Source organism: Lysobacterales bacterium (assembly GCA_014946745.1).
Lineage (GTDB): Bacteria > Pseudomonadota > Gammaproteobacteria > Xanthomonadales > Xanthomonadaceae > Aquimonas.
In genome coordinates this window covers 143,076-165,203 of sequence record JADCRD010000003.1, presented here as the reverse complement: position 1 = coordinate 165,203, position 22,128 = coordinate 143,076, and the positions used below count along the sequence as shown (strand labels likewise).

Sequence of the window (22,128 nt, the reverse complement as noted above, 5' to 3'; positions counted from 1 at the left end):
CTCCGCCCGCGGCCGCGGGCGGAGGCGTCTCAATGCACAGGGTTGGAACCGCCCGCGGCGCGCGCCTCTCAGCGGAAGCCGTAAACGAGACCGATGAAAGCGCGCCGCTCGCTGCCGCGATCGACCAGCGGGCTGTCGGTGATGGCCGCGGGCAGATCGTCGTAGGACAAGCGCGCGAACAGGCTCCACTGCCCGCCCAGCGGGGCCAGCGCATTCACCGCCACGCGCGGCACCAGCGCCGAACCTGCGCGATAGGCCGGCCGCAGGGTCGTGGCTTCGTCCGCACGCACGCCGAAGTAGTAGTCGACCAGGTCTTCGCTCTGCCAGCGCAGGCCGGCCTCGGGCTGCACGCGGAAGGGCCCGCGGCCGAAGTCGCCGCGCCACATCAGGTCCAGCTCCTGGCCGCCGCTGCGGTCGAGCGCATCGGTGAAGGCCGCGAACTCGATGCGCCCCGGGCCGAGCGCACGGCTGGCCGAGGCGCCCAACTCAAGTGAGCGCTCGCGCTCGGCCATGCCGGCAAAGACCGGGGAATCCTTGGCCTCGAAGCCGTCGAGACGGGCGCGGGCGATCAGCTCGACCTGGATGTCGGCGGTGGGGTCGAGCTTCCAGCCGAGGTTCAGGCCGCGAAAGTACACGCGCTCACCCTCGTAGCCGACGAAGGGCACCACGATGTTGTCGCTGTCGGCCTCGCGATAGGGCGTATCGCGAACGATGCCCATCACCCCGGCACTCCAGGTCGGCGGCCCGCGCCGATCGTTCTGCGCTCGCGCATCAAGCGCCGGCACGGCGAGCGTGGCGAGCAGGCCCAGCGAAGACAGCGAACGGACGAAGGACATAGGTGCGACCTGCACTGTGAAGGTGGCGCGGAGCCTGCGCGGGCAGACGGCAAGGCCGCGTCAAGCCCCGCGGCAGAGCCTGCGCGCAGGGGCCTACGCAAGGCCGGAACTCCAGCGCCTGAGAGCGTCTCAGCGCCGCGCCGCGAAGCAGGTGTTCTCGAAGAAACTCGGTTCGGTCCGCTCGCGCTTTTGGTAGGAGCCTGCTTGCAGGCGACTGCAGTCTGCATGCTGGCCCCACCCTGCAGGTCGCGAGCACGCTCGCTCCTGCAAACAGCCGGGCGTCGCGGTACGACCAGCGGGTCGCAAGCGTTCTGTTTCCTGAGAGACCCCCACACGCGGGGCATTCGCACGCGGCTCTTCAGGCGCGGTCACGCCTTCAGCCCACCCGCTCGCGCAGATGCAGGACATTGCCCTCGGGGTCGCAGACGTTGCGCACGCGCAGCCCGGGGCCCGGCCAGATCGGCCCGTGGATCAGGCCACCACAGGCGTCGACCTCGCGTTCGGCCTCGGCCAGGCTGGGCACGGTGAAGAAGGGCTTGATGGCCTGGGTCTCGCGCGGCTCGGGCGGCGATGCGATCTGCACCTGCGCGGCCACGTGCGGCGGCAGGGCGTGCAGCAGCAGCTGGGTCTCGCCAGCGCTAAGCACCCGGTGCATCGCATCGGCATGCACTTCGCGCAGGCCCAGCACGCGCTGGTAGAAGATCGACATGCGTTCGAGCTGCTTGGCGTAGATCAGCACGCCGCTGTGCGCGGGTTGGCTCATGGGAAGCGCTCCGGTTTGGGCGAAGCGCAATCGACGCTGTGGTCGACGCTGCGCGACGCCTTCGGGGGTGAATCGGTGGAGGGTGAAGCGAGTCTGCGTGTCGCGAGTCAGCCGGTCGCCTGCTCCAAGCGCGCCAGCCAGGCCAGAGCCTCGGCCGCATCCGCGCCGCACATCGCGGGCTCGGGCTTCAGCGCCGAGCACACGGCCGGCCGCTCCGGCCGACCGAAGATCCGGCAGCGGTTCAAGTCATCGAGCTGCACGCAGCGCACGCCGGCGGGCTTGCCCTGCGGCATGCCGGGGATGGGGCTGCTGATGCTGGGCGCGATGCAGCAGGCGCCGCAGCCCGTCCGGCACTGCATCAGTCGGCCGTCTGCAGTTCGTTCTGGCGCACACGCAGGGCGGCATAGACCTCGTCGGTCTGCGGGCGCACGCCGTGCCAGCGCAGGAAGCTCTCGGCAGCCTGTTCGATCAGCATGCCGAGGCCGTCGACCGCGTGCTCGCAGCCGCCGGCGCGGGCCCAGGACAGAAAGCCGATCGCCGCCTCGCCGTAGCTCAGATCGACGCACAGCGCGCGCGGCGCCAGCAGAGCGAAGGGCAGATCGAGCGCACCGCCCAGGCGACCCGCCGAGGTCGCGTTGATGATCAGCTCGAAGCTGCCCTGCTCGCCCAGATCCTGCCAGTAGCGCGTCTTGACGCGGTCCGGCTCACCGAGGATGTCGGCGAGCTTGTCGGCGCGCTCCGGGCTGCGGTTGACGATCATCAGCTCGGCCACGCCGGCTTCGATCAGCGCCGGTGCGACACCGCGCGCGGCGCCGCCGGCACCGATCATCAGGCAGCGCCGGCCGCGCAAGTCGAGACGCTCGCGCTCGGTGAGGTCGCGGATCAGGCCCGCGCCGTCGGTGTTGTCGCCCAGCCAGCCGTCACCCTGACGGATCAGGGTGTTCACCGCACCCGCATGGAAGGCGTACTCGCTCACTTCCTTGCAGAGGGCGTAGGCGGCCTCCTTGTGCGGCAGGGTGATGTTGGCGCCGCGACCGCCGGCCGCACCGAACGACGCGATCGCAGTGGCGAAGTCCTCCGGGCTGGCCTCGATCGCGCGGTAGTCGAGATCGATCCCGCACTGCTTGCCGAATTCGTGGTGGATCCAGGGCGACAGCGAGTGGTGGATCGGCTGGCCGAAGACGGCGAAGTGCTGGGTCATGGCGGGCTCCTCGAAGGCAGGGAATGCAGGGCGCCCGACTCTAGCAGCTTGCTGCAGCGCGTCCGCGGGGACTGGATCGGGCGCCCGCGATGGAACATGCCGGGCAGACCAGCGAGAAGGGACACTGCGCGGCGCGCTAGCACCGCGATACGTCGAAAGCGCCGCGCGCCGTCTGGCGCCGCTGCGCTATGGCATCCTCGCCGAGTTCGCATGTCGGGGGGCACTGCATGCCGCTGAGCTGGAACGAGATCAAGGACCGCGCCCTGCGCTTCTCACGCGACTGGGCGCAGGAGTCGTCGGAAGACGCCGAGGCCAAGAGCTTCTGGGACGGCTTCTTCCACCTCTTCGACCGCGCCATCGATGCCGCCTACACCGCGGTCGAGAAAGCCGCCGGTCTGAAGGCCCCGACACTCGGCGCCGACGCCGCACGCGTCGCCTTCCTACTCGAACGCCACCAGGCCCTGACCGGCCTGCTGCCGATCGAGAAGGCGAAGCGCGGGCGCGGCAAGGCCAGCGCCGCCAAGTTGAATGGCGTGGCGTGAGCGAGAGCGCACTCAACCCGTGGCGCGACTTGTCAGTCGCCGCGCCGTTTGTGCCTGCCTGCGATGCGCCGTGGCTGCCACTGCTGCGGTCGCCTATGGCGGAAGACGACGAGGAGCGCGCGCGGCTCTGAACCTCGATCTGCAGCCCGAGCCTTTCTTCGGTCCGCACGAGGCGCCGGTGGTGGTGCTGCTCTTGAACCCGGGTGTGGGGGAGGACGATGCCCGCCACCATCAGCGTGAAGACTTCACCCGTGCACTGCGGGCGCATGTCCAGAGCGACAGCGGGGCACCGCACTTCCACCTTCTGGACCCGAGCCAAGGCCCCGGCCATCGCTGGTGGCTGCGTCAGGTCGGGCCCGTGCTCAAGGCGGCCGGCTGCAGCGTTGAACAGCTCGCCGCGCGCCTGCTGTGCATCGAGTTCTTTCCGTACCACTCGCGATCCTTCGCCCACGCCCATCTGCGCCTGCCCTCGCAGCGCTTCAGCTTCGAACTGCTGCAGCGGGCGATGCGGCGCGATGCGCTGGTGCTGTGCATGCGCGGCTATCGCAACTGGTGCGGCGCGGTGCCCGAGCTCGCGAGCTATGCGGGCCTGCTGCGGCCGAAGAACGCGCGCTCCGCGTCGCTGAGCGCGGGCAATCTGGGAGCGGAGGGCTTCGCGCGGGCGCTTAGCGCGCTCGACGTCTGCCTTGCTGCCACGCAAGCGCGGGGTGTCTGAACGGAGCGCTTCGAGAACGTGTTCGCGCGGATGTCTCAGGCAGTCTCTGCCATCCGTGCGCCCGGAGTTGGGCCGCGCTGCGCTTGGCACCAACCTACGAAGGCTGAGCCGCAGCGCATTATTCGCGTAGGTTGGGACAAGCGGCGCGTAGGTTGGGACAGGCCGCAGGCGCGTCCCAACATCGCAGACTCACAGCTCGCCGCGATCACCGTTGGGCCGCGCTGCGCTTGGCGCCAACCTACCAAGCCTGGGCCACGCCGCGGAGTTCGGGTAGGTTGGGACAAGCGGCGCGTAGGTTGGGACAAGCCGCAGGCGCGTCCCAACATCGCAGACTCACAGCTCGCCGCGATCACCGTTGGGCCGCGCTGCGCTTGGCGCCAACCTACCAAGCCTGGGCCACGCCGCGGAGTTCGGGTAGGTTGGGACAAGCGGCGCGTAGGTTGGGACAAGCCGCAGGCGCGTCCCAACATCGCAGACTCACAGCTCGCCGCGATCACCGTTGGGCCGCGCTGCGCTTGGCGCCAACCTACCAAGCCTGGGCCACGCCGCGGAGTTCGGGTAGGTTGGGACAAGCGGCGCGTAGGTTGGGGCAAGCCGCAGGCGCGTCCCAACATCGCAGGCGTGCAGGGCGCCTTGGTCATCGCTCGCCGAGACATTGTTCTGGGCAACGTTGGTGAACTGTTGGACAGTCCAAGGACACCGCCCCATGGGAATCGCCGCCGAGTTCGCCCGCTTCAACGCCAAGCTCGCCAACGTGCAGTGGGCCGTCTCCGCACGCTCGGCTGAGGGCGTAGTGATGAGCCTCTGGCAGCACAGGCTGCGGACCGAGAACGGCGTCTGGGTGTATCGCGACCGCCTGAGCCGCTGGCAGGGTCCGGGCAATCGGCTATTTGCCGAGCATCTGCGCGAAGCGCTGGCGCACGGCCTGCCGCTGCGCATGGTCAAGGCGATTGCCGCGGATCCCGCTGTGGTGGATCGCGGTGAGGATGCCTCGGCTACGCGCAAGACCTTCCATGCCGTGCTGGATCGGGTCGGACGTGTTCTGAGCTTTGATGGCGATGCGTTTGAACTGGCGTTCGAGCGCATCGGCGAAGCACCCGGTGCGAGGGTGGAATGAGCGCGCCCGCTGCAACGCGGTTCTGGCTACAGTCGCCACAGCCCCTGACCCTGGCCGATGCGGCCCACCAACTCGCCAGCGCGCTCGGCGGGGTCCGCTTGAAGTGGATCGAGCGCCCACTGGCGAATCAGAGCCATGACTTCTTCTTCCGTTTGCGGGGCTCGGGGATAGATGTCGAGCTTCGTTGTGCTGGCTGGCAGCCGGAGCTTGCGCAACGGGAGTTCCAGGTGTCCGGGCGCTCCGCAGAGGACGTGATTCGACGCGCTCTGGCGGGCAGTTGGGGATGGACGGTTGGCTCGGGCGAACGCATGCACAGCGCACGAGGAGTGCTTGAAGCTGCAGCGCCCGAGTAGTGCCGGGCGACCGATGGAGGCGCATCGCCCTCACGCCTCGCGGGAAGCGGAGGAGAGTGCTGGTCGGCTGCCCTTGGCGGCCGACACGCTCCGCGGCCTGAGCGAAGCGACGGCAGGTTTGGGAGAGGGGGACGACCCTCGCGGCAGGCTTCACCCCTCTCCCCCGACCCCTTGACCTTCGCTTCGCTCGGGCTCACCGAGTCATGGCCCCCACCGAGGGGCCATTAGCGACTCGGTTAGCTCCACACGGGGAGAGGGGCTCAATGCAGCGCTTTCGTCAGGTCAGCGAAGGCGCGCCGTCGCTGCATCCGGCGCCAAGCTTCGAGAAGAACCACTCGTTCGAGCAGTGCGCAGCTCACGGTGGGCCAGGGCCCACCCTATGCGCTCAGCCCTCGCGCAACCAGCGTGCGGCGTCCAGCGCGTAGTAGGTCAGGATGGCGTCGGCGCCCGCGCGCTTGATCGACAGCAGGGACTCCAGCGCCACCGCGCGCTCGTCGAGCCAGCCGTTTTGTGCGGCGGCCTTGAGCATCGCGTACTCGCCGCTGACCTGGTAGACGAAGGTCGGCGCGCCGAAGCGGTCCTTCACCCGCCGCACGATGTCGAGATAGGGCAGGCCCGGTTTGACCATCACCATATCGGCGCCTTCGTCGAGATCCAGGCCAACCTCGCGCAGGGCTTCGTCGGAGTTGGCCGGGTCCATCTGGTAGGTGTACTTGTTGCCCTTGCCCAGGTTACCGGCCGAGCCCACAGCGTCGCGGAAGGGCCCGTAGAAGCTGCTGGCGTACTTGGCCGAATACGCAAGGATGCGGGTGTGGCTGTGGCCCGCCGCTTCCAGCGCAGAACGAATCGCGCCGATGCGGCCGTCCATCATGTCCGAGGGCGCGACCACGTCGGCTCCGGCCTCGGCGTGGCTCAGCGCCTGCTTGACCAGGGCTTCGACGGTCTCGTCGTTGACCACGTAGCCGCTGGCGTCGATCAGGCCATCCTGGCCGTGGGTGGTGAAGGGGTCCAGGGCGACATCGGTGATCACGCCGAGACCCGGATGCCGCCCCTTCAAGGCGCGCACCGCGCGCTGGGCCAGGCCCTGCGGGTTCCAGGCCTCGGCGGCGTCCCGCGACTTCGCTTCCGGCGGCGTCACCGGAAACAGGGCCAGCGCCGGAATGCCGAGTTCGACCGCTTCATCGGCGAGCTTCAGCAGCAGATCGATCGACAGCCGCTCAACGCCCGGCATCGAGCCGATCGACTCGCGCAGGTTCTCGCCCTCGCGTACGAACACCGGCAGGATCAGGTCGTCCGCGCTCAGGCGATGCTCGCGCATCAGCCGGCGCGAGAAGTCGTCGCGACGCATGCGGCGCGGGCGGGTGTGCGGGTAGGCCATGGCGGGCTCCGGTCGATTCGGGAAAGGCGCGCAGTGTAAGGCTGAGCCTGTCTGCGCTCGTTGATCGCGATCGCCTGGCCGTATCCTGCGCGGCCATGACTGTCGAAGCCCTGCCCTTGCCCGCCCAACGCTACGCCCTGGCCTCGGCGCCCGTGCGGCGCCTGCTGTGGCTGCTCGGCGCGCTGGCCGTACTCGCCTTCGTAGGCCCGCTGATCACCGGCAGCGAGGCGGCCTGGAAGCCCGACTGGGAGGCCCTCTCCGAGCCGCCCTCATGGCAGCACTGGCTGGGCACCGATGCGATCGGCCGCGACGTGCTGGCGCGCAGCCTGATGGGCCTGCGCATGTCGCTGCTGATCGGGGTCAGCGCAACGCTGGTCGCCCTGCTGATCGGGCTGGCCTACGGCGCCTGGGCGGGGCTGGTCGGTGGCCGCAGCGAGCGCCTGATGATGCGCGCGCTGGACGTGCTCTCCGCCCTGCCCTTCCTGCTGCTGGTGATCCTGCTGCTGGCCCTGTTCGAGCGCTCGCTGTGGCTGCTGCTCGGCGCCATCGCCGGGCAGGCCTGGATCGACCTGGCGCGGGTCATGCGCGCCGAGGCCGCGCGCCTGCGCGACAGCGGCTTCGTGCTGGCCGCGCGCGCCGCCGGCGCCGGGCGTGTCGATCTGCTGCGCCGGCATGTGATTCCCAACCTGCTGCCGCTGGCCCTCGTCTATGCCGGCCTGATCGCTGCCAACGTGGTGCTGGTCGAGAGCTTTCTCGGCTTTCTGGGGCTGGGCCTCAGCGAGCCGTGGGCGGGGCTGGGCGCGCTGCTGGGCGAAGGCGCGCAGGAACTCGACACCGCGCCCTGGGTGCTGATCGGCCCCGCCCTGCTGCTGTGCGCGCTGCTGCTGACCTTCCAGCGCCTCGGGGAAGCGCTGCGCGATGCGCTGGATCCGCGGCTGGTGGACGCTGCCCCGCAGGCGTCCGCTTCGGGCGAGGCCCGCATCGAGCCCAGCGCCGATGCGAGGCCGCACGCGACCGACGCAGACACCGCGATCGCCGTCGAGGATCTCACCATCACCCTGCCCGACGGCCGCGCCATCGGCCCGCTGTCCTTCGCGCTGGCGCGCGGCGCCTGCCTCGGCCTGATCGGCGGCTCGGGCTCGGGCAAGAGCCTGTCGGCGCTGGCGCTGACGGGGCTGTTGCCGCGCGGGCTGCGCGCGCAGGGCCGGCTGCGTCTAGGCGATCGCTGCATCGATCTCGCCAAGCCCCTGCCCGCCGGGCTGCGCGGGCGCGCGCTCGGCCTGGTTTTCCAGGACCCGCTGGCCAGCCTGCATCCCCTGCGCAGCGTGGGCAGCCAGCTGCGCGAGAGCCTGCGCCAGCTGCGCGGCCTGCGCGGCGATGCGCTGGAGTCGGCCGCGCGCGCGGCGCTGATCGAAGTCGGGCTGGGCGAAGTCGAAGTCGAGGTCGAGGTCGAGGTCGGGCATACAGCCGCGGCTGGCACGGCGGCGCAGGCCGCCCACGCATCGACCGCAAGCGAGGGGTACCCGCGGCAAACGCAGGCGCTGTCGGTCGAGCGCTTCCTGCGCGCCCGCCCGGGCCAGCTGAGCGGCGGCCAGCGCCAGCGGGTGATGATCGCGCTCGCCCTGTGCGGGCAGCCGCAGTTGCTGATCTGCGACGAGGCCACCAGCGCGCTCGATCTGCTGAGCCAGCACGAGGTGCTGGAACTGCTCGAACGCCTGCGCCGCGAGCGCGGTCTCGCCCTGCTGTTCATCGGCCACGATCTCGACGTGGTCGCGCGTCTGGCGGATCAGCTCTGCGTGCTGGAACGCGGGCGCGTGGTCGAGCAGGGGCCGACCGACGCGGTGCTGGCGAATCCGCAGGCGGGCTACACACAGCGGCTGCTGGCGGCGCGCGACGCCGGAACAGCGACGGACCGTCACATCGCAGCGCAAGACACCCGCACTGCGGCCCACTCCGGCGGCAACGCGCGCACGCCGGCCGCTGCACCCGGGTCATCGCTGCAGACCCCAGCGGCCGAAGCGACCGCGCCTCTGCTGCGCCTGCGCGGCTTCGGCCTGCGCTATCCGCAGACCGCGCGCGCCGCTGTGCAGGGCGTCGAGCTTGAAGTCGGTGCCGGCGAATGCCTGGCCGTGCTCGGCGCCTCGGGCAGCGGCAAAAGCTCGCTGGTGCGCGGCCTGCTGCGGCTCACCAACGCAGGCCTCGAAGGCGAGGCCTGGCTGCACCACGCGCCGCTGCATGCGCTGTCGGGCAGGGCGCTGCGGCAGCTGCGCCCGCGCGCGCAGATCGTCTTCCAGGACCCCTACAGCTCGCTCGATCCGCGCCAGCGTATCGGGGCCCTGCTGTCCGAACCGCTGGCCCTGCACGGTCAGCGCTGCGAGCGCGCACGACTGGTGCAGGCCCTGAACGAAGTCGGCTTGGAATCCGACGCGCTGGGACGCTATCCGCACGCCTTCTCCGGCGGCCAACGCCAGCGCATCGCCATCGCCCGCGCGCTGATGCTCGAACCTGAACTGCTGGTCTGCGATGAGGCGGTGAGCGCGCTCGATGCCATCAGCCGCCGCCAGGTGCTGGACCTGCTGCGTCAGCTGCAGCGAACGCGGCGCCTGAGCCTGCTGTTCATCACCCATGACCCGGGCGCGGCGGCCGCACTGGCCCAGCGCTGTGCGGTGATGTTCGAAGGCCGCGTGGTCGAAGTGGGGCCGACCGACCGTCTGCTGTCGGCGCCCCAGCATCTGCATGCGCGGGCGCTGGTCGGCGCCTGGCGCAGCCTGCAGGCCTCCGGCGGGCGCGGCGCGGCCGCTACACTGGCGCCATGAGTTCCAAGCCTTCTTCCCTGTGGGCGCCGCGCCACTGGCCCGCCCAGCTCGGCGTCGCCGCGCTCAAGCTGGCGGCGCGCATTCCGTGGTCGTGGCAGCTGCGCCTTGGTCCAGTGTTGGGCCGCCTGCTGCTGTGGGTCGCGCGCGGCCGCCGCCGCGTGGCCGCGCGCAATCTCGAACTGGTGTTTCCCGCACTCGCACCCGCCGATCGTGAGCGCCTCCTGCGCGAGCACTTCGCCGCGCTGGGCACCGGCGCTTTCGAGTTCGCCCGCGCCTGGTTCGGCAGCGAGAGGCCCTGGCGGCGCGGGCTCGAAATCGAAGGCATCGAGCACCTGCAAGCGCTGGCCCGCGAGGGCCGCGGCGTGCTGCTGGTGTCCGGCCACTTCACCACGCTGGAAGCCTGTGGACGCCTGCTGACCGCACATGTCCCGGTGGCCGGCATGTACCGCGCCCACGACGAGCCGGTGATGGAGGCCGCGGTGCTGGCCGGGCGACTGCGCTACGCCTGCGCGATGTTCAAGCGCGAGGAGCTGCGCGCGGCGATCCGCCATCTCAAGGGCGGCGGCATCCTGTGGTACGCGCCGGACCAGGACATGCTGGGCAAGGACACCCTGTTCGTGCCCTTCTTCGGCATTCCCGCCGCCAGCATCACGGCGACGCATCAACTGGCGCGGCTGTCCGGCGCAGCAGTGGTGCCCTTTTTCCATCGCCGCGAGGGCGCTCGCTACGTGCTGCGCATCGGCCAGCCCTTGGCCGATTTCCCGAGCGCCGATGCTGCGGCCGATACCACGCGGGTCAACACCGCGGTCGAGGCCATGGTGCGCGAAGCGCCGGCGCAGTACCTGTGGGTGCACAAGCGCTACAAGCGCCGACCGCCGGGCGAGCCGCCGGTGTATTGAGCACGGCTTGAAGGCCGCCAGCCTCGGCGAGTTCACAGGCCGCGCAGTGCCGCGGCTTGGATCGCACGCAGCGCGACCCTGGCGGAGGCGTTGGATCTCCACATCGGGGCGAGCCTGAGGCTCACGGCGAAAGCGCTCAGCCCCGATCGCCTGCCGCCAGCGCCGCCCGCACCTTGTCCAGCTCGGCCTGCACGTCGGCGATGCCGGGATGTTCGGGCGGCAGGCGCGCCTGCCGCAGCTGCAGGGCGCGCTCCAATTCGACCAGCGCCTCGGCCCACTGGCCCAGCGCTGCATAGGCCTTGCCGGCGCCGAGGTGGGTTTCCTCGATCGACGGATGCTCGGCCGCAAACACGCCCTTCGACAGTTCGCGCGCACGCAGGTGGCTCTGCAGCGAGCCCTGCGCATCGCCGGCGCTCAACTGGTAGTTGCCGAGGTTGGCCAGGGTCTGGATCGCGCGCGGATGGGTCTCGCCGAAGGCGGCCACGAAGCCGTCGTAGGCGCGCTGGTAGTAGGGGCCGGACTCTTCGACCTTGCCCTGCTGGCGCAGCGCGCCGGCGAGGTTGCTGATCGGGTTGAGGGTGGCGATGTGGGAGGCGCCATAGACCTGCTCGCTGGCAGCGAGGTTCTGGCGCAGCACGGGTTCGGCTTCCGCGAAGCGTCTTTGCTGCAGCAAGAGCACCCCCAGACTGTTGCCGAGCCGCAAGGTGCGCGCGTGCGCTTCACCGAAGGTCGCGATGTGGGCCTGCAGCAGCGGCCGCAGGATGCGCTCGGCCTCTTCGGCGCGGCCCAGATCGCTCAGCACCACCTGCTCGACATAGCCGGCCGTCAGGGGGTCCGGATCGCCGTCGGGCGTCGGCAGCGCCGCCAGTTCGGCACGCGCGGCGCGGGCTTCCGCCAGCGCCTCTTCAAGGCGGCCCTGATCGCGCAGCGCCCAGGCGAGGCTCAGGCGCAGATCAGGCTGTGCCAGCGGATAGCGCGGATCGATTGCACCCACCGCCGCCAGCGCGGGACGCAGCAGGGCCTCGGCCTCCTTGGCTTCACCGGTGATGGCGAGGGCATCGGCGAGTCTGCTCACCAGCCGCAGGCGCACGGGATGTGAATCGGCTAGGCGCGAGGCCGCCAGCGCATGGGCCTGCCGCAGCAGCGGAAGCCCGCGCGCATGGTCGCCGAGGTTGGCGTAGGTGCTGCCCACCACGCCCAGCACTTCGGCCAACGCTTCCGGCCGCGTCTCGAGCTGGCGCCCGGCGCGCTCGGCGGCGTCGTCAAGAATGCGGTTCAACAGGGTGCGATCGAGGCGATCGGCATACTGTGGATCGACACCGGTAAGCACATCGGTCATGAAGCCGCTCATCAGGCGCGCACGCTCGGCTTCGCTGCGCGCCTCGCGCAGGCCGTAGAGCGCGAAGCTGAGACCCGCCGCCAGCGCCAGCACAATGCCCGCGAGCGCCGTGGTGGCCAGCGCATTGCGGCGCAGGAACAGGCCGAGGCGATAGCGCCGGCTCTCGCCCATCACCGCCAGCGGGCGACGCTGCAGGTAGCGGTCAAGATCGATCGCCAAGGCCTCGGCCGAGCCGTAGCGCTCCACCTGCTGCGGCGCTAGCGCGCAGCGCAGCAGCTGCAGCAGCGGACGCGGCAGGGCCGACAACAGCGGCTCGCTGCGGCCGCGGCCGGTGGCCAGCGCGGCGTCGAAGCGGGCACGCAGGCGCTGCGCATCGCCGCTGTCATCGCCGAGGGCACTCAAGCGCGCCCCGGGCAGCAGCAGGCACAGCAGGATCATCCCCAGCGCATAGACATCGGCGCGCGGATCGATGGCCTCGGCGGCGCCCGCGCGCTGCTCGGGACTCATGAAGGCGCCGCTGCCGGCGGCCTCGTAGCTGTGCGTCGCAAGCGACGCGGTCGGGCCGGCGTCAAGGCCCAGCGCAATGCCGAAATCGATCAGCTTGGGCTGCGCCTGGCCGTCGACCTGCACCACCAGCACGTTGCCGGGCTTGAGATCGCGATGCAGCACGCCGCGCGCATGCGCGTGCTGCACGCCGCGGGCGAGCGCGGCCAAGAGGCGCAGTCGGCTCGGCAGGTCGGGCTGGCGCTCGCGGCACCAGTCGAGCAGCGGCTCACCGTCGATCCACTCCATCACCAGCCACGGATGACCTTCGGGCGTGCGGCCGGCGTCGAAGACCTTGGCGATGGCCGGGTGATCCATGCGCGCCAGCGCCTGCCGCTCGACCTCGAAGTAGGCTTCGGACAGGGGGTTCAGCAGCTGCCGCTGCATCAGCTTGAGCGCGACCGGACGGCGCACCGGCTGCAGCTGCTCGGCCAGCCAGACTTCGCCCATGCCGCCAGCCCCCAGCGCCCGCGTCAGCGCATAAGCGCCGATGCGCAGGCCGGGCTGTGCGCCAGTTCCGGGCGCAACGGGCCCGACCGACTTCAGGGCAAGGGTGGGCGTGTCATCGTGATCGCTGGCTGGACCCGGCATTCGGCTGACCTCCGGCGCGCGAAGTATGCGCTGCATCACGCTTGCGCCCAAGGCGCCACGGGTCGCACGGCTGCCTCGCCCAGGGTCGGTGCTAACGTTCAGCACCCGCACCGCTTGCTGAGCCCATCGACCATGCGCTGTCCGCTCTTCCCGCTGCTGTTCGGCCTGGCCCTGGGCTTTGGCCCGGCTCTCCCGCAGGCCTCGGCCTTCGAGCTGCGCGGGGTCAACCTTGCTGGCGCCGAGTTCGACAGCGGCACCTTCTGGCCGACGCCGGCGGAGATGAGCTACTTCCGCGGCAAGGGCATGAACCACATCCGCCTGCCCTTCAAGTGGGAGCGTCTGCAGCCGAGCCTGGGCCAGCCGTTCAACGCCGCCTACCTCGCCAGCCTGCGCAGCGTGGTGGCCTCGGCCAATGCGGCGGGCCTCAAGGTCGTGCTCGACCCGCACAACTACGCGCGTTTCAACGGCGCGGTGGTGGGCTCGCCGAATCTGTCCAATGCGCAGTTCGCCGATCTGTGGACGCGGCTGGCCAGCGAGTTCCGGAACAACCCGCAGGTGATCTTCGGCCTGATGAACGAGCCGCATTCGATGTCGACCGAGGCCTGGCTGTCGGCCGCGAACGCGGCCATCGCCGCGATCCGCGCCACCGGCGCGCAGCAGCTGATCCTGGTGCCCGGCAACGCCTGGACCGGCGCCCACAGCTGGGGCCAGAAGTGGTACGGCACGCCGAACGCGCAGGTGATGGGCGGCATCGTCGACAGCGGCGCGAACTTCGCCTACGAGCTGCACCAGTACTTCGACGGCGATTTTTCGGGCCAGTCGGCGCAGTGCAGCGCCGGCCACGGCGCGGCGCAGTTCGAGACCGTCACCGCCTGGCTGCGCGCGCGCGGCGTGCGCGGCTATCTGGGCGAGTTCGCGGGCGGCAACAGTGCGGCCTGCCGGACTTCGGTGACCAGCGCGCTGGACTACCTGCAGGCCAACCAGGACGTCTGGCTGGGCTGGGCCTGGTGGGCCGCCGGCCCGCAGTGGGGCGAGTACATCTTCACCCTGGAGCCGACCGGCAACCCGCCGCAGGACCGCCCGCAGATGGCCTGGTTGCTGCCCTATCTCAGCGCGGCGCCAGCGCCTGCCACGGTGTTCGCGAACGGATTCGAGGGCTGAAAGCCCCGCGACAATCAGGCCCACTCAGCCCCCGCCCTTGCCGCCGATCGGGCCGCAGCCCAAGCGGTCGCTGACGCACGCCTGCGAGCGCCGCCATCCGCCTTCGCACGCCCCGGCACCGGCTCAGGTCCATCCACGGATCCCTGCGCGAGCCGCGAGCGCGCCCTCCACGGCGCCCATGAGCGTGTAGACTCCCGCCGCCGCGCGCCCGCCCCATGCGCAAGCGACCGCCGTCCACGCGCTTCGTCAGCGCATCCGGCCGGCCGTGCCTGCCGGGGTGCCGACGCGAAGTCCCAGGCCCCGAGTCCGCACGCGGGCCCAGGTCTAGCAAGCCGCAGCCGCTCACCGGCTCGCGTCTGGCAGCGACGCATTCGAAGCGACCCTCCCTCTCTCGTGCAGGCCTGCCGCGCGCTCCGGTGCCGGTAGGGCGCACGGTTTTTCCCGTCAGCAACGGAGTTTCAGCATGCAGCGCAGCGCACTTTTTCTGGCCATCGCCGTGGCCGCTCTCGGCACGGCCAGCAGCGACGCCTGGGCCAAACAGCCCAAGACCGGCCACGCGTTCAAGGGCAGCGTCGAGGTCCAGTACCGCACCAACAACAACATCTCGGTGGCGCCTTCTTCGGGCGAGCGCTTCGACTACGCGGAACTCTCCGAATTCGGCATCGAAGACGAAGAAGATCCGGCGGCGGACGACTCCGAAGAGGAGGACGAGGGGGATGAGGGCGATGACTTCGATGACCTCATCGATGTCGACCCGTCCGAAGACGAGATCGAAGAGGACGATGCCTTCGACGAAGACGGCGACGGCATCGACGACCTGCTCGACCCGGATGAAGGCGGCGTTGTCGACTCCGAGAGCCGCTACACCACCAAGGTCGGCCTGGGCCACAAGTACACCTACGCCGGCGGCACCACTGCGTGGAACAACGGCATTCGCTTCGCCAGCGATACCCACAACCAGCGCGATGATCTCGACAAGTTCAACTGGGCGGTCACCAGCGGCTTCGATATCTCGCCGGCCGGAAGCAAGCACGGCTTCAAGCCTTCGCTGTCCTACGTCGCGCTGGAAACCGACAACAACAAGTTCGCCACCACCTTCGTCGCCTCGCTGGCCTATACCTACGAAGTCAGCAAGCGCCTCGGGCTCAGCGCCACCTACAACTACCAGGACAAGGACATCGCCAAGCCGACCGCGCCCGACTCGCGCGTCGACACCCTGGCCTTCGGCGCCGACTTCAAGGCCACCAATGACGACATCTTCAAGCTGAAGTACGCCCCGAAGGTGGAAGACTCGACCCAGGTCACGCGCAACACCGATGCCTGGGGCTGGGAGCTGACCTACACGCGCAAGCTGCCCTGGGACATGACGGCCGGCGTTGGCTACAAGTTCGATTCGGTCGATCACAAGAACCTGGTGCCACGCCGCGAGGACGACAACACCACCTGGGGCCTGCAGCTGACCAAGGACTTCGGCAAGTGGCTCTCGCTGGAGCTCGGCTACGAAACGCGCGACCGCGAGTCGAGCATCGAAAGCAAGAACGCCAGCAACGACAGCGCCTACCTCGGCGCGACCTGGAAGTTCTAATGGCCTTTGCCGCGGGACGGCGCCCTGCCGTCCCGCGGTGCTGCGGCCAGTCGACACTGTCGATCGAGTTTTCGACGGCGCGCCGCAGGCGCCGCCCAAGCGCCGGTGCGAAGCCCGCGGGCGCGGGCGAGGCTTCGCGAGGGCCCGGCACACGCGATCGGTTTGGGCCAAAGCCCGCGGCTCAGGACGACTCGAAGCCGTTGCTGAAGATCTCCGCCGGATCGCCGACGCAGCTGCCCAGCTCCGAGGTGTCGAGGGTGACGAGGTCGGTGGCTGTGGCGCTGACAAAGCCGGGCAGGCGGAAGGGCAGCAGCAGCTCGCCGCTGGCGCGGCCGTCGGCGCCGGTCTGCACGTTCTGCACCAGCGCGCGCAGCCCCTGGCCGCTACCGCCCGGCGCGCAGGCCGCCGCGTAGCCGTAGAGCTCGATGCGATAGCTGCGGTTCGGCGCGGAGTCGAGCTGATAGCTCACGCGGGTCGAGCTGGCGTCGCGGATCAGCGCGCCGAGCTGCGGGAAGTTCTGCAGGCGATTGGGGCCGGTATCGGTGTCGCCGGTATCGTTTGCGGTCGCGCCGTCGCCGCCGAGGTCGATCGCCGGGCCTTCGTTGAACAGCAGGCCATTGCCCCACAGCGCATTGCCGTCGCCGCCGCTGACCACGATGCCGGCGCCATCGTTGTCGCGAATCTGGTTGGCCTCGCCTGCGCTCTCGCCGCCGATCTGGTTGAACGACGCGCCATCGCTGATGCGCACGCCCTCGACCACGCCGTTGCGCACGGTGTTGCCCAGCACCTCGTTGTCGCGGGTGAGCATGCCGAGGTTGCGGATCCAAACGCCGGGCCCAAGGCTCCAGGCGATCAGGTTGGCGCGGATCTCGTTGAACTGCGCGCCCTCCTGGATCAACACGCCCGGCCCCTGCACGCCGGCCGGCGCGCCCCCCAGCAGCTCGCCGATCCAGTTGTTCTCGACCCGGTTGGCATTTGTTCCCGCGTTGAACAGGCCGATGCCGTAGAAGCTGCCGGCGGTGATGTAGTTGCGGTCGGCGGCCTCGCTGCCGCCGATCACGTTGCCGGCCGAGCCGGCATAGACGCGGATGCCGCGCGGGTTCGGAAACACGCCGCCGGCGCCGACCGCGCCAACGAAGTTCGCGGCGAGCGTGTTCGCATCGGCGTTGTTGAGGTCGACGCCGGCGACGCCGTTGGCCAGCAGCAGGTTGCCGCGCAGCAGGTTCTGGCTGCTGCCGCCGCCGATGAAGACCCCCGAGCCCTGATTGCCGAAGGCCCGCACGCCGCTGCCGCCGATGGAGTTGCCGCGCACCTGTGTGCGCAGGGTGGCGGCGCCCTCGATGTACACGCCGCTGCCGCCGCTGCCGCCGATCCAGTTGGCCGCCGTGCTGCCGATCAGGGTGTCGGTGGGGCCGCTGAGCAGGGCGACGCCCGACGCCGCGTTGCCCAGCACGGCATCGCGATCGGCGTTCAGACCGATGCCGTTGCCCTGGATCTGTGCGCCCGCCACCGCGCCCTCCAGCTTGATGCCGTCGTTGCCGTTGGCGGAGATCAGATTGCGCTCGATCACGATGCCGTCGGCGTCCTGCACGTAGAGGCCGTTGCGGCTGTTGCCGAGCGCGCCTACGCCGACGATCTCGGTGCCGAGGTAGTTGTTGCGGATGCGCACGCCGTCGCTGGTCTCACCCAGCACCTCGATGCCGTCGCGGGCGTTGCCGCTGATCCAGTTGCGGCGACTGCTGTCGGCGGGGCTGCCGTCGCCCTCGCCGATCACGGTGTCGCGGGCGCCGCCGCGGATCAGCACGCCGCTGCCGGCGTTCGGTCGGCTGAGGCTGCCGCCGTCGACAGCGAAGCCGATGCGGTTGTGTTCCAGCTGCGTCGCCGCGGTGCCTGCGCCTTCGATCAGCACACCCGGGCCCTCGTTGCTGCCGATCGTATTGCCCAGCACCGCACCGCCGACGCGGGTGCTTTCGCTGCCGTCCAGCACGGCGAGGCCGCCGCGGCGGTTGCCGGCGGCTGTCGTGCCGAGCAGGCCGATGCTGTTCTGCTGCACGCGGTTGAAGCGGCTGATCGGCCCCTCGATGCGGACACCCCAGCCGGCATCCGCGGCGAGCGCGGTCGGATAGCCCGAGCGCACGAGCGTGTTGCCGCGGATCAGCACGTTGCTGACCCCGTTCTGCAGGCGGATGCCATCGCCGCCGTTGCCCAGGGCCGTGCTGCCGGCGGCACCGATGGCGTTGTCGAGGATCTGGTGATCGGAGCTGTCCGGCCCGATCAGCTGGATGCCGTGGCCGCGATTGCCGAGGATGCGGTTGGCCAGCGCGCCGCTGCCGCCAATCAGCGCCGCATCGGCGCCGCCCAGAATCAGCACGCCGTGCGTGTTGCCGTTCAAGCCGCTGCTCACGCCGATCAGGTTGCCGGCGATGCGGTTGTCGTCGGCGTTCTCGCCTTCGATGAACACCCCGGCGAGACCGGCGGCGCTCTGGATCTCGTTGCCGAGGCCGGCATCGCCGATCAGGTTGCCGCGCGAATGGAACACCGCGATGCCCGAGGCGCCGCTGCCGCTGATGAAGTTGGCGAAGAACTTGTTGTTGTGGCTGAAGCTGCTTTCGGTGGCGACCGCCTCCAGCAGCACGCCATCGCCGCCGTTGCCGACGATGAAATTGCCGCGGCCCGGATCGGTGCTGCCCACCGTGATGTCGCGCGGCGAGAACGGCGCGGGCCCGCCCTGCTTGGGCAGCAGGCGGATGCCGGCGCCGGCGTTGTTGCGGACAAAGCTGGCCTCGATACGGCTGCCGTTGCCGGTCACGGCGATGCCAACGCTGGGGCTGGCATAGACCTCGACCTGTTCGATGAGCGCATTGGTGCCGGCGATCTGCAGCAGGGCCGGGACGCTGGCGGGCAGCTGGCTGCCGTCGATCGGCAGGCGCTGGCCGTCGGGGCGCTGGCCGAGCAGGCGGTCATCGCTGCGCAGAAAGATCGGCGCCGTGGGCTGCGCGGGGCCGATGTTGGCGTCGATGCGCAGGGTGTCGGCGTGATCCAGCCCGAGGCCATACGACGGCACACTGGCCAGCACCCACAGGCAGGTCGCGCTGTTGGTCGCGCAGCTCGGGGGCTGGATGCAGTGCTCGCTGTTGGCCGGGTTCGCCAGCTGCCAGTTGCCGCCGCTGCTGCGGTCCTTTTCGCCGCTGCGCCAGCAGCGCTTCTCGAACTCGTTGAGCGGCCACTGCGCCAGCAGCAGGGCCTCGCGCAGGCTGAGATTGTCGTCCAGCGCGAGATCCCAGCCCGCCGAATTCACCCGCAGTTCGCCGGCCTGTGTCGCCCCGGCCAGGCACAGGCCCAAGGCCAGGGCCGCGCCGCCGTGCCATCCCTTCCATGCCGCCATGACCCGCTCCGCATCGCCGAGGCATCAGTGCCCCTGCCTGCACCCACGGAATGCGCCGACGAATCCCGCCAGACCGGGCAGCGGGCGCTCAGCGCCCGCCGCCGCTGCGCCAGATCGACCAGATCAGCCAAGCCCCGCAGGCGCCCGCGCCGAGAAAGCCGAGCAGGCCGAACAGCGGCAGGCCCAGCAGGGTCGGCCCGCCGGAGACGGTCATCACGATCGAGGAGCCGATGATCAGCGCGGCGGTGACCACGCCGATGCTGAGCCGGTTGGCCGAGTGCTCGACCTGTTCGCCGAAGCGCTTCAGGCGCTCGACGTCGATGTGCACGTTGAAGCGCCCGCGCCGCGCGGTCTGCAGCAGCTGGCGCAGCTCGCGCGGCATCGCCTGCAGCAGGGCCAGCGCATCGCCGGCCGCACGCCAGCCGCGCCGCGCCATCGCCTTGGGGTGGTAGCGCTTCAGCAGCGAGCGCTTCAGGAAGGGTGCCGCTTCCGCGGCCATGTCGAAGCCGGGGTCGAGCATCCGGCCCATGCCCTCAAGCGTCACGAACACCTTGATGACCAGCGCGAGGTCGGCCGGCAGCACCAGATGGTGATCGCGCAGCAAAGCCATCACCTCGCCCAGCAGGCGGCCGAACTGCAGCTCGCCCAGGGGGACACCGTAGTAACTGTCGATCAACGCGTCGATGTCCTCGGCCAGAACCTCTTCGTCCAGCTCGCCCTGTTCGGTCCAGGCCAGCAGCACCTCGACCACGGCGCCGGTGTCGCGCGCGACCAGGCCCTGCATCAAGGCCACCAGCTGGTGGCGGCGCGCCTCCGAGAGGCGGCCGACCATGCCGAAGTCGATCAGGGCGAGGCGATCGCCCGGCAGCCAGAACACGTTGCCGGCATGCGGATCGGCGTGGAAGAAGCCGTCCTCGAACATCATCTTCAGCACCGCCTGCGCGCCCAGCTGGGCCACCGCATGGCGATCGGCACCGGCGGCCTGCAGCGCGCTCGTGTCGGACAGGGCGATGCCGTCGATGAAGTCCTGCACGTTCACCCGCGTGCCGGTCAGCGGCCAGTGCACGCGCGGCACCACGATCCTGGGTTCGTCGGCGAAGCTCAGCGCGATGCGCTCGGCGTGTCGGCCCTCGGCGGCCAGATCGAGTTCGCGCCGCAGCGAGGACTTCAGCTGCCGCACCAGGGCCAGCGGCTGGTAGCGCCGCCACTCCGGCCACTCCGACTCGACCAGACGCGCCGCGCGCTCCAGCAGGCGGGTGTCGGCGGCGACCGTCGCCTCGATGTCGGGGCGGCGGATCTTGACCACCACCGCGCGGCCGTCCTGCAAGCGGGCGCGATGCACCTGGGCGATCGAGGCCGCGGCCAGCGGCGCGGTGTCGAACTCGGCGAACACGGTCTCGACGCTGCCGCCGATGTCCTGCTCCAGCTGCGGACGCAGCAGGGCGAAGTCGACCGCCGGCACCTGGTTCTGCAGCTTGCCGAACTCGGCGATCCAGTCCGGCCCGAACAGGTCCACGCGCGTCGCCAACACCTGGCCGAGCTTGACGAAGCAGGGCCCGAGTTCTTCCAGCACGCAGCGCAGGCGCTGCTCGGGCTTCAAGGCGACCAGCGCCTCCAGATTCTGCGTCGGCAGCACGCGGCCGACGCGCTCCAGCGCGCCCAGCATGCCCAGCCTTCGCGCGACATCGCCAAAGCCGTGCCGCACCAGCACGCCCGCCACGTCATGCAGGCGGCCGAGATCGCGGGCGGCGGTGAGGGTTTCCCAGAGCATGGGGGGAGTGTAGTGGAGTGGGGGCTGGGGCTTGCGCGCGCCCCTCCCGAGTACGCGGCGTGAGGCTTTCGAGAGACCGCGCGAACATCGAAGCACGGTGGGTCAAGACCCACCCTATGGAACGACGGGGTGCGATGGATCGCGGCCCACCCGATGACTGCGATCCCATAGGGTGGGTCTTGACCCACCATGGCCTTGACCCTGCGGCACGCCATGGGCTCGCGGTGTGTCTCGCGGCACGCCCTGGGCCCGCGCGGGCAAAACTCCTACACGTGCTAGCGGTGTCCTGCGGTCGCTTGTGTCGAGGCGGTGCGCCGATCCTGCGCGCATGCCGAACTATCGCCGCCTCCGCCTTTCTGCCGCGACCTGCTTCTTCACCGTGAATCTATGGAATCGCGAGCAGCGTCTGCTGGTCGATCACATCGACGCCCTGCGTCTGGCCTTTCGCGCCACCCGCCGGCAGCGCCCGTTCGATCTGCTGGCGGCGGTGGTTCTGCCGGATCACCTGCACTGCCTCTGGACCCTGCCCGACGGCGATGACGACAACGCCACGCGCTGGCGCCAGATCAAGACCCTGTTCACCCTGAGCCTGCCGGCAGGGGAGCCGTTGAGCGCAAGCCGCGCCGACAAGGGCGAGCGCGGCATCTGGCAGCGACGCTACTTCGAGCGCTTGATCCTCGATGAGCGCGACCTGCGCGCGCACATCGACTACATCCACTACAACCCGGTCAAGCACGGCCACGTCGAACGTGCCATCGACTGGCCGCATTCGAGCGTTCATCGCTACGTGTGCGAGGGGCTGCTCGCGCCTGACTGGGGCACTTCCCTGCATCGCTTCGTGCCCAGCGCGACGCCAGTGGCGGGGTGATCAACACGCCAACGGTGCGGTCGTGCGAGGCGCGGGGTGGCTTGGCAGCGCTTGGGCGTGCGGCGCATGCGGATTGGGGCGAGTTTGATGTGAGGCGAGAACAGCGTGAGGCGAGTTCAACGTGAGGCGAGTGTCGAGCTCCGGTGGGTCAAGACCCACCCTATGGACCTTGCAACACATAGGGTGGGTCTTGACCCACCGCTGCGCGACATCCGCAATTGCCGCGTGCGTACGATTCGGGATTCGCCATGCGGGTTGGGCGTGG

At 70.2% G+C, this 22,128-nt stretch carries 16 protein-coding genes; 8 read left to right on the top strand and 8 right to left on the bottom strand.

What is annotated here, in order from left to right:
- Positions 1 to 68 precede the first annotated feature (68 nt).
- The 4 genes from H4O13_16605 to aroE form a co-directional block, all read right to left on the bottom strand.
- Entirely contained in the window at positions 69 to 836 is a 768-nt protein-coding gene (locus H4O13_16605) for a MipA/OmpV family protein (GenBank protein MBE5317017.1), read from the bottom strand.
- Positions 837 to 1,212: 376 nt separating this feature from the next.
- Positions 1,213 to 1,599 (bottom strand): hypothetical protein, encoded by a 387-nt coding sequence (locus H4O13_16600; GenBank protein MBE5317016.1) that lies wholly within the window; start codon positions 1,597 to 1,599, stop codon positions 1,213 to 1,215.
- A gap of 107 nt (positions 1,600 to 1,706) precedes the next feature.
- Positions 1,707 to 1,958 (bottom strand): YkgJ family cysteine cluster protein, encoded by a 252-nt coding sequence (locus tag H4O13_16595; GenBank protein ID MBE5317015.1) that lies wholly within the window; start codon positions 1,956 to 1,958, stop codon positions 1,707 to 1,709.
- On the bottom strand, positions 1,958 to 2,800 hold the full coding sequence (gene aroE, locus H4O13_16590) for a shikimate dehydrogenase (GenBank protein ID MBE5317014.1): 843 nt from the start codon (positions 2,798 to 2,800) through the stop codon (positions 1,958 to 1,960). The genes H4O13_16595 and aroE overlap by 1 nt, the downstream gene beginning before the upstream one ends.
- 227 nt (positions 2,801 to 3,027) lie before the next feature.
- On the opposite strand from aroE, the gene H4O13_16585 reads away from it, so the two are divergent.
- The 3 genes from H4O13_16585 (at position 3,028) to H4O13_16575 (ending at position 5,174) form a co-directional block, all read left to right on the top strand.
- Positions 3,028 to 3,342: a hypothetical protein gene (locus H4O13_16585; GenBank protein MBE5317013.1), complete on the top strand. Its 315-nt coding sequence runs from the start codon at positions 3,028 to 3,030 to the stop codon at positions 3,340 to 3,342.
- 70 nt (positions 3,343 to 3,412) lie between these two features.
- Positions 3,413 to 4,057, top strand: coding sequence for a hypothetical protein (locus H4O13_16580; protein ID MBE5317012.1), 645 nt, complete (start codon positions 3,413 to 3,415; stop codon positions 4,055 to 4,057).
- Between the two features lie 706 nt (positions 4,058 to 4,763).
- A complete protein-coding gene (locus H4O13_16575) occupies positions 4,764 to 5,174 on the top strand; it encodes a hypothetical protein (GenBank protein MBE5317011.1) in 411 nt (136 codons plus the stop codon).
- A 738-nt stretch (positions 5,175 to 5,912) separates the two neighbouring features.
- Here the strand turns inward: H4O13_16575 and hemB are convergent.
- A complete protein-coding gene (hemB, locus tag H4O13_16570; protein ID MBE5317010.1) occupies positions 5,913 to 6,905 on the bottom strand; it encodes a porphobilinogen synthase in 993 nt (330 codons plus the stop codon).
- Positions 6,906 to 7,000: 95 nt separating this feature from the next.
- Here hemB and H4O13_16565 point away from each other — a divergent pair, with 95 nt between their 5' ends.
- Entirely contained in the window at positions 7,001 to 9,721 is a 2,721-nt protein-coding gene (locus H4O13_16565; GenBank protein MBE5317009.1) for an ATP-binding cassette domain-containing protein, read from the top strand.
- Entirely contained in the window at positions 9,718 to 10,620 is a 903-nt protein-coding gene (lpxL, locus tag H4O13_16560; GenBank protein MBE5317008.1) for an LpxL/LpxP family Kdo(2)-lipid IV(A) lauroyl/palmitoleoyl acyltransferase, read from the top strand. Before H4O13_16565 ends, lpxL begins: the two co-directional genes overlap by 4 nt.
- 136 nt (positions 10,621 to 10,756) lie before the next feature.
- Here the strand turns inward: lpxL and H4O13_16555 are convergent, their stop codons facing one another.
- Positions 10,757 to 13,093 (bottom strand): serine/threonine protein kinase, encoded by a 2,337-nt coding sequence (locus tag H4O13_16555; protein MBE5317007.1) that lies wholly within the window; start codon positions 13,091 to 13,093, stop codon positions 10,757 to 10,759.
- Between the two features lie 132 nt (positions 13,094 to 13,225).
- Here H4O13_16555 and H4O13_16550 point away from each other — a divergent pair, with 132 nt between their 5' ends.
- Both H4O13_16550 and H4O13_16545 read left to right on the top strand, forming a co-directional pair.
- Positions 13,226 to 14,254, top strand: a complete 1,029-nt coding sequence (locus tag H4O13_16550) for a glycoside hydrolase family 5 protein (GenBank protein ID MBE5317006.1) — start codon at positions 13,226 to 13,228, stop codon at positions 14,252 to 14,254.
- Positions 14,255 to 14,717: 463 nt separating this feature from the next.
- A complete protein-coding gene (locus H4O13_16545) occupies positions 14,718 to 15,839 on the top strand; it encodes an MtrB/PioB family outer membrane beta-barrel protein (GenBank protein ID MBE5317005.1) in 1,122 nt (373 codons plus the stop codon).
- A gap of 181 nt (positions 15,840 to 16,020) precedes the next feature.
- On the opposite strand, the gene H4O13_16540 is transcribed toward H4O13_16545, so the two are convergent.
- Both H4O13_16540 and H4O13_16535 read right to left on the bottom strand, forming a co-directional pair.
- Complete coding sequence (locus H4O13_16540; GenBank protein MBE5317004.1) at positions 16,021 to 19,224, bottom strand: right-handed parallel beta-helix repeat-containing protein; 3,204 nt, start codon at positions 19,222 to 19,224, stop codon at positions 16,021 to 16,023.
- 88 nt (positions 19,225 to 19,312) lie between these two features.
- Entirely contained in the window at positions 19,313 to 20,995 is a 1,683-nt protein-coding gene (locus tag H4O13_16535; protein MBE5317003.1) for a ubiquinone biosynthesis protein UbiB, read from the bottom strand.
- 328 nt (positions 20,996 to 21,323) lie between these two features.
- Between H4O13_16535 and H4O13_16530 the strand changes: the two genes are divergently transcribed.
- A complete protein-coding gene (locus tag H4O13_16530) occupies positions 21,324 to 21,863 on the top strand; it encodes a transposase (protein MBE5317002.1) in 540 nt (179 codons plus the stop codon).
- Positions 21,864 to 22,128 lie beyond the last annotated feature (265 nt).